Annotated in this window: 12 protein-coding genes; 7 read left to right on the top strand and 5 right to left on the bottom strand. The window is 48.8% G+C overall.

Annotated features, from left to right (window positions below; translation table 11 throughout):
- Positions 1 to 21 precede the first annotated feature (21 nt).
- Both KAH19_RS00600 and KAH19_RS00595 read left to right on the top strand, forming a co-directional pair.
- A complete protein-coding gene (locus KAH19_RS00600) occupies positions 22 to 432 on the top strand; it encodes a peptide deformylase (protein ID WP_210684705.1) in 411 nt (136 codons plus the stop codon).
- Positions 433 to 481: 49 nt separating this feature from the next.
- Positions 482 to 1,261 carry a hypothetical protein gene (locus KAH19_RS00595; RefSeq protein ID WP_210684704.1) on the top strand — a complete coding sequence of 260 codons (780 nt, stop codon included), beginning with the start codon at positions 482 to 484 and terminating at the stop codon, positions 1,259 to 1,261.
- 468 nt (positions 1,262 to 1,729) lie between these two features.
- On the opposite strand, the gene KAH19_RS00590 is transcribed toward KAH19_RS00595, so the two are convergent.
- From KAH19_RS00590 to KAH19_RS00570, 5 genes are all read right to left on the bottom strand, one after another.
- Positions 1,730 to 3,118 (bottom strand): ATP-binding protein, encoded by a 1,389-nt coding sequence (locus KAH19_RS00590; protein WP_210684703.1) that lies wholly within the window; start codon positions 3,116 to 3,118, stop codon positions 1,730 to 1,732.
- A gap of 106 nt (positions 3,119 to 3,224) precedes the next feature.
- Positions 3,225 to 3,416, bottom strand: a complete 192-nt coding sequence (locus tag KAH19_RS00585; RefSeq protein ID WP_210684702.1) for a helix-turn-helix transcriptional regulator — start codon at positions 3,414 to 3,416, stop codon at positions 3,225 to 3,227.
- 348 nt (positions 3,417 to 3,764) lie between these two features.
- Positions 3,765 to 5,771 carry a ferrous iron transport protein B gene (gene feoB / locus KAH19_RS00580; RefSeq protein WP_210684701.1) on the bottom strand — a complete coding sequence of 669 codons (2,007 nt, stop codon included), beginning with the start codon at positions 5,769 to 5,771 and terminating at the stop codon, positions 3,765 to 3,767.
- Complete coding sequence (locus KAH19_RS00575; RefSeq protein ID WP_210684700.1) at positions 5,768 to 6,016, bottom strand: FeoA family protein; 249 nt, start codon at positions 6,014 to 6,016, stop codon at positions 5,768 to 5,770. The genes feoB and KAH19_RS00575 overlap by 4 nt, the downstream gene beginning before the upstream one ends.
- A 132-nt stretch (positions 6,017 to 6,148) precedes the next feature.
- Entirely contained in the window at positions 6,149 to 6,973 is an 825-nt protein-coding gene (locus tag KAH19_RS00570; RefSeq protein WP_210684699.1) for a transglycosylase domain-containing protein, read from the bottom strand.
- Positions 6,974 to 7,211: 238 nt separating this feature from the next.
- Here KAH19_RS00570 and argC point away from each other — a divergent pair, with 238 nt between their 5' ends.
- The 5 genes from argC (at position 7,212) to argF (ending at position 12,929) form a co-directional block, all read left to right on the top strand.
- Entirely contained in the window at positions 7,212 to 8,246 is a 1,035-nt protein-coding gene (gene argC, locus KAH19_RS00565) for an N-acetyl-gamma-glutamyl-phosphate reductase (RefSeq protein WP_246869376.1), read from the top strand.
- Between the two features lie 92 nt (positions 8,247 to 8,338).
- Complete coding sequence (gene argJ, locus KAH19_RS00560) at positions 8,339 to 9,544, top strand: bifunctional glutamate N-acetyltransferase/amino-acid acetyltransferase ArgJ (RefSeq protein ID WP_210684697.1); 1,206 nt, start codon at positions 8,339 to 8,341, stop codon at positions 9,542 to 9,544.
- Between the two features lie 304 nt (positions 9,545 to 9,848).
- Positions 9,849 to 10,739 carry an acetylglutamate kinase gene (argB, locus tag KAH19_RS00555; RefSeq protein WP_210684696.1) on the top strand — a complete coding sequence of 297 codons (891 nt, stop codon included), beginning with the start codon at positions 9,849 to 9,851 and terminating at the stop codon, positions 10,737 to 10,739.
- A 37-nt stretch (positions 10,740 to 10,776) separates the two neighbouring features.
- Positions 10,777 to 11,967 (top strand): aspartate aminotransferase family protein, encoded by a 1,191-nt coding sequence (locus KAH19_RS00550; protein WP_210684695.1) that lies wholly within the window; start codon positions 10,777 to 10,779, stop codon positions 11,965 to 11,967.
- Between the two features lie 20 nt (positions 11,968 to 11,987).
- Positions 11,988 to 12,929 carry an ornithine carbamoyltransferase gene (argF, locus tag KAH19_RS00545; protein WP_210684694.1) on the top strand — a complete coding sequence of 314 codons (942 nt, stop codon included), beginning with the start codon at positions 11,988 to 11,990 and terminating at the stop codon, positions 12,927 to 12,929.
- Positions 12,930 to 13,122: the final 193 nt, after the last annotated feature.

Raw genomic sequence — 13,122 nt, 5'->3', positions numbered from 1 at the left:
TCAACCCCACGGAGGTACACCATGGAAAAACCAATAGTTAAAGACGAAGCCTTTTTGGCACAAAAATCCCAGCCTGCAACCTTTATGGATATTGCAGTAGCGCAGGATTTATTAGATACGCTTGCAGCTCATGCGGACCGTTGCGTGGGCCTGGCAGCAAATATGATCGGTGTGCAGAAATGCGTTATCGCCGTAAATATCGGTCCTACGAATATTGCCATGCTGAACCCGGAGATTATCAAGCGCTCCGGCAAGTACATGACGGAAGAAGGCTGCCTGTCGCTGGAGGGCGAGCGTGCTGCAGTGCGCTACGAAAAAATCACGGTTGCCTATCAGGATATGCAGTTTAAAAAGTGCAAGCAGAGCTTCAGCGGCTTTACGGCGCAGATTATCCAGCACGAGATTGACCATTGTAATGGTATTATAATTTAAGCGCAGGGATGGCCCGAGAAGCTGAAAAGCGTTTGTTGAGTTAACAAGAATGTTAAAGCTTATCTTAGAAAATATCGTTACTGCTCCCGAAAGGCTTAGCCTGTCAACAGCGTATGCGGAGTCCGACGTGCTGCTTTACAGGCAGTACGGGCGTTATGACACGGTTGCCGTGCAGCGCGAGGGCAGGCAGTTATTAAAGCGTGCGGAAGTATTGCAGGCGGAGTATGATATCGCTGCATTGCCAAGGCTTGGCAAGCAATATGCCGAGTGGAGCAAAAAGCTGCAGCAGCTAAAGTTCAAACGCTTGCTGCACGGTGAATTTGCTGCGGGCAAGGGCATTAAGCTTTATGTGCATGCTATCAGGCAGGAATGTGCTGAGCATGGCTGGGATTATGCAGCCTATTATGATTCTGTACTGGTGCATGAGCGTGTGCATCTGCTGCATTATCAGGCAGTGCTGGCGCATTTTGGCGCTGCCGGCGCAGCGGTGCAGAGTGCGGAGTACAAGCAGGCGCAGCGCTATTGGTATGGCCGGCAGACGGATGCGGCGCAGGCTGCCGTGGTCAAGGAAACGTTGGCGGAGTTTGCCCGCTGGCTGTGGTGCCTGCAGCAGGGGCATTTGGTGCTGTCGCAGGCGCTTTTGCAGACGTCCGAGGAGATGCAGACGTGCATTCCGTACTATCCTTATGCAGGAGTGCGGGGACTGTGCGCGTTGTATGAAAGTTCGCCGCAGACGGCAGTGCGGGCGTACAGCGAGCTGTGGCAGCTGTCGCTGACGAGCTGGCAGCAGGCGTATGCGCGGATAAAAGAGCTGAACGCAGCAAAATAATCTTTGCAAAATCAGGAGCACCCGTCAAACGGGCGGTTTGATGACGGGCTATAAGCCCTTAATAATAGCCAGCACCTCAAGACGCTGGCTTTCACTTTTTTCAAGCCACATTGTACTTATCACCTTCGCCGCTCCTGTTAGGGGCGTTTTGACTACTAGTTACCATTGAAAGGGGCTTCGTACTCTTTTACACTTAATTTATCCAAAGCTATACCTAAATTGCAATAAGAAGTAGCACACTTTTTACTGGATTCACAAATTGGCAAGCAGTATAAGGTGTACCACTTCACATATTTTCTCAAATTCCTCTGAAAGTCAATTTCCAAAATTTGTTTGTTGGGATGACATTATAATCCCCTTCAGTAGTATCAGAAGATGCTGTCTGCTAGTTCCACCTGAACATTTACATGAAAAATCTCCGTCATTCTACAACAGAACAACGGAGATTTCAAAATAAAATATTTTCTTTTACTCTTTTACAATCCAACTGCCAGTTTTCTTTGAACCAATTCTCTCTAATCGTCCTAATTCAGACAACTCTTTGATCATTCTCTGAACAGTGCTTCTCGACAAAGAGACTCGTTCAATAATTTCTTTTTGCGTAATTGTTGGATCATTGCGCAACATATCAAGGAGCATTTTCTGATTATCAGTTAAAGCTTCATTTATTGCCTCAGTTAAAGCTTCATTACTTGATGCTTTAAAATTCAGATTTGGAAGCTTTACAGTAAATTCCACTCGATTGGATCGGAAGGTCGGTTCCAAACCCGGTTGATAATTTGCTGCATTTTCGTATGCGGTACGGATTTTACTTAATCCACTGCCTTGACGTTCCATATATCCAAGGCGGGCAAAAATATCTGCAAGGATAGGATTTCTTCTGGTTGAAGGAATATCATCAATATCACGCCCCTGAATCTGTGTTCCATCAGGCATTCCACCCGGAGAATAAATTAAAAGGCGGTCATCAAACATATCCACATGAACTTCACTGCCATTAATCAGATAATCCCTATGAATTAACGCATTGACCAAAGCTTCGAAAACACTTCGCTCGCAATAATCCGGCATTTCAATTCTGGAATCAGGTGTTTTCTTCCAAATGGTTTTCATGTTACGCTTTACAAAACTCATGCCCTCATTCAGAAGAATGATAAGACTGCCACTATACTCGGCACTATCCAAAGCATCAACCTGTCCGCCACTTTTATCTAACCCATTCCATCTTGTGCAGAAAAGACGAGACCAGCGAATGGGTGCATCATCAGCAAGCAAAGCGCCTGCATTGGTAAGGTGTCCATTTGCATCTCGGATACCGAAAGACTCAAAACTTTTCTCCGTCATACTGTTGCCAGTCCAGGATTTATAGCGTTCTCTCAGCTTACTGAAAGAAAAGTCCTCATAATTGTATGGTGACATCACCGAATCATAAGAAGAGTTTCTACCACGCATAACCAAGCGTTTCAGTTCAGTCGCATCAGCAACAACGCTTTCATTACCAATACGAATGTAAGCTTCTGTCACACCATCGCCAGTATAATAGTAAGGTGTTTCTGCACCTGCCGGTACATAAAGCAACAAAAGGTCTTTTTCATCTTCGGTTTTACGAAGCTTCATTATAACTTCTGGAAATGGTGAAATTCTTTCTTTGATTTTCTGGCTAATAAATTCAGAATCGGATTTAATATCTTCCAATCCAACAATTTCTTCACCATCTGTAATACCAAAAATTAAAGTTCCGCCCGCTGTATTCGCAAAGGCACTGACACTTTTAAGCCAACTTTTCACTTTCTTATGTTCAACTGCCTGCTTTTTATCATATTCTGTTGCTTCTCCAAGAAAATCTGTTATCTTCATGCGCAGTCCTCCCTTCGTGTTATATTGGACATTTCCGCAATGTTTGTATTATACCATATGAAATCATGTTTTAATAGAGGTATGCATAATTCATTTCCCATCAAATCTATTCTTTGGCTACATCATAAGGGATAGGGTATTTATTCTGTTCATACATCAGGATAGTAGCAGGAACAACATCCATTTTCTCGGCAAGCTGTCTGGTAGTTAATGATTTTCTCTGACGATAATATTTCAAATTATCGCCCGGAAGTTTATTCTTAGGCTTTTCCTCGAATGGCAAAGCTACATGGAGCAAAAGTCTGCCTCGATAGAATTGACACAACGATGTATGATTGAAAATATCATTGCAAAGACAATATGATATTTACATACCCATTTTGAATGTGATAATTCGTTAGTTTTATTTGCTATTAATACGTCATTCCTTTCTTTGCAATAGTGACTTGAACACTTACTAGTGTATATCGGAATGACGTATTTTTGTATAACAATCAATGCGCACCCGCATAGCGGATGGTTCTGTGTGAAGCACCATCTCGTTTCTTCGAAAAGAAACTTGATAGTGCTCCACGGGCTAAAGCCACAAAAAAATAACAGCCCAATTCTCATATCAGAGTCTTGGGCTGTTTTCTTATGCAATTTTTTAGGCAAAGCCAAGCATTAAGCCGATTTGTCTTACGATAAACGCCACGCACCAAGCCACAACAAGCTCATAGCCCATAAGGCAGAGCGTGCTGGTATCCGAGTTCAGCTCGCGGCGGATGGTGGCCAGCGCTGCTACGCAGGGCGGATAGAGCAGACAGAACACCAGAAAGGTGTAGGCTGTGAGCGGCGAAAAGAGGCTTGCCAGATCAGGCGCACCGCCGCTGCCGACTGCCAGCACAGAAAGCGTACTGATGACAACCTCTTTAGCGGTAATGCCGCAGATGAGCGAGGTCGTTGCCTGCCAGCTGCCGAAGCCAAGCGGTGCGAAAATAGGCGCCGCCAGCTTGCCGATGGAGGCGATAATGCTGTCGGAGGCATCTACCATGTAAAAGCGTACATCAAAGTTCTGCAGGAACCAGACGATGATGCTGACGAGGAAAATAACAGTGAAGGCCTTATGCAGAAAGTCCTTGGCCTTTTCCCACATATGCATGATGATGTTGCGCGCCGTCGGCAGGCGGTAGGCAGGCAGCTCCATGACAAAGGGGACCGGCTTGCCGCGGAACACCAGGCTGTTGAGCAAAAAGCCGGAGAGAATAGCTACGCAGATACCGGTGAGATAGAGCGAAAGCATGACCAGACCGCCGTTATGCGGAAAGAAGGCGGCGATGAACATACCGTAGATGGGCAACTTGGCGCTGCAGCTCATGAACGGTGTGAGCATGATGGTCATTTTGCGGTCGCGCTCACTGGCAAGGGTGCGTGATGCCATAATTGCAGGCACGCTGCAGCCGAAGCCGATAATCATCGGCACAAATGACGAACCGGAGAGACCGATTTTACGCAGCATTTTATCCATAACAAAGGCTACACGCGCCATGTAACCGCTGTCCTCCAGCATAGAAAGGAAGAAGAACAGGGTGACGATGGTCGGCAGGAAGGAAAGCACGGCACCGACACCGGAGAAGATGCCGTCGATAATCAGCGAATGCATTGGCGGTGCGATATCCAGCACGGTGAGCGTATTATCAACCGAAGCTGTTACAGCATCGATAACATTGCTGAGGATGTCGCTGAGAAAAGCTCCGATAACGTCAAACGTGAGCCAGAATACAATGCCCATGATAAGCACGAAAATAGGGATAGCATAAAATTTATGCGTCAGATAATGGTCAATTTTGACGGAGCGCAGCTGTGCTTCCGTATGCTTGGGCTTCTGCACGGTCTGCGCGCAGAGGTCCTCGATATAGGCATAGCGCATATCTGCCAGCGCCGCTTCCTTATCCGTTTTGAGGTTTTGCTCCATCTCGGTAACGAAGTGGCCGATGATATCGCATTCGTTTTCCGAAAGCTGCAAAGCCTTGGCGAAATCGCTGTCACCTTCGATAAGCTTGGTGGCGGTAAAGCGCAGCGGCAGGTTCTGGCGGCGTGCTTTGGTTTCGATTAAGTGGGCGATACTGTGAATAGCGGTATGCACAGGACCGCTGCAGAAATCCAGGCGCTGTGGCAGCTGCTGGTTTTGCGCTACCTCTACGGCGCGGCGCAAAAGCTCGCCTACGCCTTCGCCGGAGTTGGCGGTGATGGGGACAACAGGCACGGTCAGCGAATCTTCCATCGCCTTGATGTCAATGCTGCCGCCGCTGCCTGTGAGCTCGTCCATCATGTTGAGGGCGATGACCATCGGGATATTTAGTTCAATGAGCTGCAGCGAAAGATACAGGCTGCGTTCGATATTAGTTGCGTCAATGACGTTGATAATTGCGTCCGGCTTATTGTATAACAGCAGGTCACGCGTAACAATTTCTTCCGAGGTATAGGGAGAAAGCGAGTAGATGCCTGGCAGGTCGATAACGCCTGCGTCGGGCACGGCGAGAATAGTACCTTCCTTTTTCTGGACGGTTACGCCGGGAAAGTTGCCGACGTGCTGATTACTGCCGGTGAGATAGTTGAACAGCGTGCTTTTGCCGCAGTTCTGGTTGCCGACGAGGGCGAAATGCAGCTTCATGCTTCACTCACCTCCGGCGTAACGGTGATTTTTTCGGCTTCCTCCGCACGCAGTGTCAACTCGTAGCCACGCAGGGAGATTTCCAGCGGGTCACCGAGCGGGGCGCGCTTGCGTACCATGACGCGGGTGCGGGGGGTGAGCCCCATATCAAGCAGACGACGACGCAGAATGCTGCCTTCGCCGCCGACCTTTTTTATGATAGCCTCCTGACCTAAGGGAAGCTTATCTAATGTTGTAGTTTCCATGATTTTGACCTTCTTTGAGTGATTTTGCTTAAGCTTTAATTATATATATGAAGTATGATGCGGTCAAGCGAAACAAAGCTTTTACCGATAAACTTTAATTAAAAAATATACAGTGTCGATTTTGTTACAGCTTTACATGACGGTGCCGTTGGTGAGGCGGATTTTTTCTGCCTTGGCTTCGGCCAACTGTCCCTGATTAATCATACCGTATTTATGCATAGCGGCCAGCACCAGCAGCTGACGTTTTTTGCAGCCCTCGGGGTTTTCCAGCGGATTGAGGCCGGTGGGTGCATAAGGAAGCGAAGCGATAACGGCGGCCTCAGCCAGAGTCAGCGCCGAAGGTGCCTTGCCGAAGTAGGTTCTGCTGGCCTGTTTAATGCCGGTGCTGCCTGCGCCGAAGTAGGTGGTGTTCAGATAAAGCTCCAGTATTTCGTCTTTGCTGTAATTATCCTCCAGCATGAGCGAGAGCACAGCTTCTTCGATTTTGCGCTCCATGCTTTGCTCGTGCGACAGAAAAACGTTTTTGACAAATTGCTGCGTCAGTGTACTGCCGCCCTGCACTACCTCGCCGGCGTTGATGTTGGCCAGTGCGGCGCGCAGAATGCCTTCTACGGCAATAGCACCGTGATTATAAAAAGCGTGGTCTTCAATAGCAATCAGCGCCTGCGGTATATCGCGCGACATGGCGTCAAGACCGGTCCAGTTCGGGTTTTGGCGGATGGGGTCGATAACCTCATCCATATTAAAGGCCAGATAGAATTTATGTACGGGCGAGGGCCATTCCTCCTTGGGAGGCAGCAGGCTGGTGAAAAGAGCCATCGCTGCGGACTTTTCGTGCTTGCTGACCTTCTGCTGCTCCTGCTGTACGGGGGTGGTAGGCTGAGCCTTATCGGTAATGTTATCATACCCTACCATGCCTATAAAAATGAGCAAAGCCATGATAATAATTTTAAACATAAGATACACCTCGTTAGTGATTTTGATATATTTTAAACAGTGACGTGTATAGCTTTCACGTCTATTGTAACAATAAAGTGTGGATTTGGCAAAAAATACTGGTATATTTACCTTTTAGGTAGTAAAATAAGATTGTAGAATGGATTATTGTCCCTTAATTTTTACAAAAAAATTCACAAAGTGCTTGCAAAATTATACAATTTAGTTGTATAATTATCGAGTACAAAGGAGGATGGATATGAAAGCAAGTGTTATCGGTGCAACAGGCTATGCAGGAGTTGAGCTTCTGCGACTTCTGGACGGACATCCGGAAGCGGAAATTGCCGTAATTACCTCTGAAAGCAGTACGGGAGAGGCGATTGCTTCTATGTATCCGCATTTGTCGGGACGTATTGAAAAGAATCTGCAGTCTATGCAGGAGCTGGATGCTATTGCAGCAGCAAGTGATGTGATTTTTATTGCCTTGCCTCATGGCCATGCTATGAAGATAGGCAAGCAGCTGCGAGGCAGTAAGACAAAAATTATTGACCTCGGCGGCGATTATAGATTTAAGGATTACCATGTGTTTGAACAGTGGTACAAGGTGAAGCATGAGGACCCGGAGGCACAGGCTGTCTACGGTCTGACCGAGCTGTTCCGTGATAAGGTGCGCGGGGCGCAGCTGGTGGCAAATCCCGGCTGCTACACAACCTGCAGCATTTTGGCGTTGGTGCCGCTTTTAAAATATAAGCTGATTGAAACTAAGGGCATTGTGATTGATGCCAAAAGCGGTACGACTGGTGCGGGCCGCAGCCTGAAGGCAGGCAGTCTTTACTGCAGCGTCAACGAAAGCTTTAAGGCCTACGGTGTTGCTTCGCATCGCCACACGCCGGAAATCGAGCAGATTTACAGCGAGTTTGCCGGTGAGGATGTAGTGATTCAGTTTACACCGCATCTGCTGCCTGTGGACCGCGGTATTTATGCAACCTGCTACGCACAGCTGAAGCAGGGCGTAACGGATGCACAGATTGAGGAGGCCTATCAGGCAATGTACGGCGATGAATTTTTCATTCGTCTGCGCGGTAAGGGAGTTTGCCCTGAATTGAAGAATATCCGCGGCTCCAACTATGTGGACCTTGGTTGGCAGACCGATAAGCGTACAGGCCGTATTATTGTGATGAATTGTATTGATAATCTGGTTAAGGGTGCTGCGGGACAGGCAGTGCAGAACATGAATGTGATGTTTGGCATTGATGAAACTGCCGGCCTGCGTCAGCTGCCGCTTGTTCCCTAAGCTTGTTATAACTATTATACTATAAAATGGTGCTTAGCGGTGATGCCGCCGTAGAAGAAAAGATGAAAGCACCTGAGAAAGAGGGGAATCTCATGAAGAAAATCGAAGGCTGGGTGACTGCACCGCAGGGCTTTATTGCTGCCGGCGTCAAGGCCGGTATCAAAGCCAGCGGCAATCATGATGTAGCTGTAATTTTCAGTACCGTGCCTGCTGCCTGCGGTGCGGTATTTACACAAAATAAAATGTGCGCTGCTCCTGTGCTCGTGAGCCGCGAGGTCAACAAGCACGGCTATGCACAGGCTATTGCCGTAAACAGCGGCTGTGCCAACGCCTGCACGGGCGAGCAGGGATTGGCGGATGCCAAGAAAATGCAGGCGCATACGGCAGAGCTTTTAGGCATTGCGCCGGAAGCAGTCTTTGTCTGCTCCACCGGTGTTATCGGCCAGTTCCTGCCGATGGACAAGCTGCTGACCGGCATTGCCGATGCTGTCGACAGCTTGGACGAATGCGAGGGCGAAAGCTGCGCTATGGCGATTCAGACTACGGATACCTTTATCAAGCACGCTGCCTATGAAACGGAAATCGGCGGCAAGAAGGTAACCTTTGCCGGTATTGCCAAGGGTGCGGGCATGATTCATCCGAACATGGCAACTATGCTGACCTTCATTACTACCGACGCCGCCGTTGCTCCCGATGTGCTGAAGCGTGCGGTGAAAAAGGCTGCCGACAAATCCTTCAACATGGTTGTTGTCGACGGCGATACCAGCACCAATGACAGCATGATTGTGCTGGCCAACGGTCTTGCCGAAAACGAAATCATTCTTTCGGAGGAGCATCCGGATTATCCGGCCTTTTTTGAAGCGCTGGTTGCCTGTGCAACCGACCTTGCTAAAATGATTGCTCATGACGGCGAGGGCGCTACCAAATTCCTGGAGGTAAATGTTACCGGTGCCGCAACCTGGGAGGAGGCCAAAACCGCAGCGATGGCTATTGCCAAATCGCCGCTGGTAAAAACAGCCTTCTTCGGTGAGGACCCGAACTGGGGACGCATTGTCTGCGCTGCAGGCTACAGCGGCGCTGCCATGGAGGCAGATAAGGTAAATCTTTCTATCGGCGGTATCCGTCTGGTAGAAAACGGCATGAACTGCAACGTGTCTGCCGAAAAGCTGGCGCCGACCATGGCTGAGCATGATATTTCCATGAGCATCGACCTGGGTGCCGGTGAGGAAAGCGCAACCGTTTGGACTTGCGATTTCAGTTATGAGTATGTGAAAATCAACGGCGAGTACCATACTTGATTGGCCGAGCGATAAAGCACCATATACTTTGTCAAGCCTCCTAAACGCAAAGACCCACGTTGTCGCAAGTGTAACGCTGCGAGAACGTGCTGGTCGTGCTAATCCCCGAAGGGGGGACGTACTGTTAGTACGCCGTCGTCGGCTTTCCTCGTCTCTGGTACTTTCTAGCTCGTCCTTGATAGTGAGAGCATAATATTATTATGATGGTTTACATCTAATACCTTCTCTCGCGTCTTTGGAGAGAAGCAGAAGTAATAAATATAAACGCAAGACAAATATAAAAAAATGAGGGAGGACATCACCTATGTTAATGAACGAACAACAAGTACAGACCTTAATGGAAGCATTGCCGTATCTGAGCAATTTTAAAGATAAAACCATTGTGGTAAAGTACGGCGGCAACGCTATGCTTAACGATGATTTGAAAAACAAGGTACTGCAGGATATCCTGTTTCTGCAATACGCCGGCATGCGTCCGGTAGTTGTTCACGGCGGCGGTCCGGAAATCAGCCGTCAGCTGGAGCAGGCCGGTAAAAAGAGCGAATTTGTCGGTGGTTTGCGCGTAACCGATGCAGAATCCGCAGCTATTGCCGAAATGGCGCTTGTAGGCAAAATGAACACTGACATTGTCGGCCGTCTGAATGCTTTGGGTGGCAAGGCTGTCGGCCTCAACGGCAAGGATGCTAATCTGCTGAAGGCTAAAAAATATCTGGCTGATGTTTATGAAAACGGTGAGGTTAATCTGGTAGATATCGGCTTTGTCGGCAGCGTTAAGGAGGTCAACACTGATTTGATTAACTGCCTGCTGGACGGCGGTTATATTCCTGTAATCGCTCCGACCGGCGTCGGTGACGAGGGTGAAACCTATAACATTAACGCAGATGTTGCTGCCGGTGAAATTGCCGGTGCGCTGAAGGCAGAAAAGCTGCTGGTACTGACAGATGTACGCGGCATTTATTCCGCATATCCGGATGAAAGCAGCTTCATTTCTACTCTGAGCTTTGAAAAGGCTCATGAGCTTATTCTTAAGGGCAGCATTGACGGCGGTATGATTCCTAAGGTTCGCTCCTGCATTAAGGCTCTTAGCGGCGGTGCCAAGAAAACACATATTATTGACGGCCGTGCCGAGCATTCTATTCTGATGGAGCTTTTCAGCGACAGGGGCGTTGGTACCGAGGTAGTTAAGGAAATCTGACAGCAGGGGCTTGTATGAGGGGGAGATATTCTTGACGATGGATAAAAAAGCAATTATAGAAGAAACAGAAAAATATTATCTGCCTGTATTCGGCAGATATCCGATGGTTATGGAGCTTGGCCAGGGCTGCCGTGTGTGGGACAACGAGGGCAATGAGTATGTGGATGCCTTTGCCGGAATTGCTGTCAACAGCCTTGGTTACAATCATCCGGTGCTGGTGAAGGCTATCAGCGAGCAGGCTGCCAAGCTGATGCATTGCTCCAACCTGTATTATACCGAGATTCAGGCGAAGGCCTTGCGTGTTGTTGCCGAGGCTACTGGCATGGACCGCATTTTCTTTGCCAACTGCGGCGCAGAGGGCAATGAGGGCGCTATGAAGCTGGCACGCAAGTATGGCGTGAGCAAAGCGCCTACGAAATATAAAATTATTTCTGCGGACGAATCCTTCCACGGACGCACCTTTGATACACTGGCTGCTACGGGTCATGATTATTATCATGTCGGTTACGGTCCGCTGAGCCCTGGACACGTGCTTGTGCCCTACGGCGATATTAAGGCGCTGGAGGCACAGATGGATGATGATGTCTGCGCTGTACTGCTGGAGCCTATCCAGGGTGAGGGCGGTGTGCATGTACCGTCTGACGAATATCTGCAGCAGGTGCGTGCGCTGTGCGACAAGCATGATGCGCTGCTGATTTTTGACGAGGTGCAGACCGGTGTTGCGCGTACCGGCAAATGGTTTGCTTATATGCACAGCGGCGTGAAGCCTGATATCCTGACCTTCGCCAAGGGCATCGGCGGTGGTTTCCCGGTTGCAGGCTTTGCTGTGCCGGAGCGTCTGGCGCATGTGTTTAAGCCCGGCGACCATGGCGGCACCTTCGGCGGTAATCCGCTGGCCTGCGCCGCTGTGTACGCAACACTGACGACTATCAAGTCCGAAGGACTGGTAGACAAGGTTGCGGAGAAGGGCGAATACTTTAAGAATGAGCTGCGTAAGCTGCAGGAAAAATATCCTGACAAGGTTACCGATGTTCGCGGCTGCGGCCTGATGCTGGGCATGGAGGTTGCCGGTGAGGGCAAGCCGATTGTGGAAAGCTGTTTGGCGAACAATGTTATTGTGAACTGCACTGCGGGCAATGTTATCCGCATTGTACCACCGCTGATTATCAGCAAGGAAGAAATTGATATCGTGGTTGCTGCGCTGGATAAGGCGCTGGCGGCCTGTTAAAAAACGAGAGGGGATAAAAAATGAGTTTAAAAGACAAAGACCTGATTTCTATTCATGACCTTAGCGTAGGCGAGGTCGCAACAATTCTTGATGTGGCAAAAAAATTGAAACGTAAGCAAAAGGCCGGTGAGCCTCACCAATATTTGAGGGGCAAAACTTTGGCTATGCTGTTCTCCAAGGCTTCTACACGTACCAGGACCTCTTTTGAGGTAGGCTTCTGGCAGCTGGGCGGCCATCCGATTTATCTGAGCGATTCCGCTTCCCAGATAGGCCGTGGCGAACCGATTCGCGATACCGCGCGTGTACTTTCCCGCTTCGTTGACGGTATTATGATCCGTACCTTCTCCCATGATTCCGTTATTGAGCTGGCTAAATATGCAAGCGTTCCTGTTATCAACGGCCTGACCGATTTGCTGCATCCCTGTCAGGCTCTGACCGATATCTTCACTATTCAAGAGAAGATGAAGGTGCTCAAAGGCCGTAAGCTGGTTTATGTAGGCGATGGCAATAACATGGCACACTCTCTGATGTTTGCCTGCGCCAAGGTTGGCATGAACATGATCTGCGCCAGCCCGAAGGGCTATCAGCCGGATCCGGAAATCCTGCGTCTGGCGCAGGAGGACGCTGCCCAGACCGGCTGCAGCATTACCGTAGAGGAGGATCTCTTCAAGGCTGCCAAGGGCGCCGACGTGCTCTATACCGATGTATGGACCAGCATGGGCGAGGAAGCGGAGCGTGAGGTTCGTTTCAAAGCACTGCATAATTATCAGATTAACCAGGCGCTGCTGAACGAAGCACGTCCGGAAGCAATCGTTCTGCACTGCCTGCCCGCACACCGCGGTGAAGAAATTACCGAGGAAGTGCTGGAAGGACTGCAATCTGTTGTATTTGACCAGGCAGAGAACAGACTGCACGTACAAAAGGCTATTATGGCGCTGCTGATGAGCGACGAAGTACTCTAAATCAGGTCTTGAATGTATAAATATAACGGCTGAGCGTATAGTTTATATGCTTAGCCGTTCTTGCATACAGACAAAATTTTCTGAAATAAGCTATATTTTAGGTTTTTTGTTACATCTAGTACACAAAAAGTATTGTATACATGCGCTTAAATACTTGATTTATGCATAAAAAGGGTATATAATACAAGAAGTT

The sequence above is a fragment of the Phascolarctobacterium sp. Marseille-Q4147 genome, from assembly GCF_017968825.1.
Classification (GTDB): domain Bacteria; phylum Bacillota; class Negativicutes; order Acidaminococcales; family Acidaminococcaceae; genus Phascolarctobacterium_A.
The sequence above is the reverse complement of the archived record's forward strand: the minus strand, read 5'-3'. Positions and strand labels throughout refer to the sequence as shown.

Excerpts from the sequence above, each read along its gene's own strand:
- argF (WP_210684694.1), top strand. The coding sequence starts at position 11,988 with ATGAGTTTAAAAGACAAAGACCTGATTTCTATTCATGACCTTAGCGTA.
- KAH19_RS00590 (WP_210684703.1), bottom strand. The coding sequence starts at position 3,118 with ATGAAGATAACAGATTTTCTTGGAGAAGCAACAGAATATGATAAAAAG.
- argC (WP_246869376.1), top strand. The coding sequence starts at position 7,212 with ATGAAAGCAAGTGTTATCGGTGCAACAGGCTATGCAGGAGTTGAGCTT.
- KAH19_RS00550 (WP_210684695.1), top strand. The coding sequence starts at position 10,777 with ATGGATAAAAAAGCAATTATAGAAGAAACAGAAAAATATTATCTGCCT.
- argB (WP_210684696.1), top strand. The coding sequence starts at position 9,849 with ATGTTAATGAACGAACAACAAGTACAGACCTTAATGGAAGCATTGCCG.
- KAH19_RS00570 (WP_210684699.1), bottom strand. The coding sequence starts at position 6,973 with ATGTTTAAAATTATTATCATGGCTTTGCTCATTTTTATAGGCATGGTA.
- argJ (WP_210684697.1), top strand. The coding sequence starts at position 8,339 with ATGAAGAAAATCGAAGGCTGGGTGACTGCACCGCAGGGCTTTATTGCT.
- feoB (WP_210684701.1), bottom strand. The coding sequence starts at position 5,771 with ATGAAGCTGCATTTCGCCCTCGTCGGCAACCAGAACTGCGGCAAAAGC.
- KAH19_RS00575 (WP_210684700.1), bottom strand. The coding sequence starts at position 6,016 with ATGGAAACTACAACATTAGATAAGCTTCCCTTAGGTCAGGAGGCTATC.
- KAH19_RS00595 (WP_210684704.1), top strand. The coding sequence starts at position 482 with ATGTTAAAGCTTATCTTAGAAAATATCGTTACTGCTCCCGAAAGGCTT.
- KAH19_RS00600 (WP_210684705.1), top strand. The coding sequence starts at position 22 with ATGGAAAAACCAATAGTTAAAGACGAAGCCTTTTTGGCACAAAAATCC.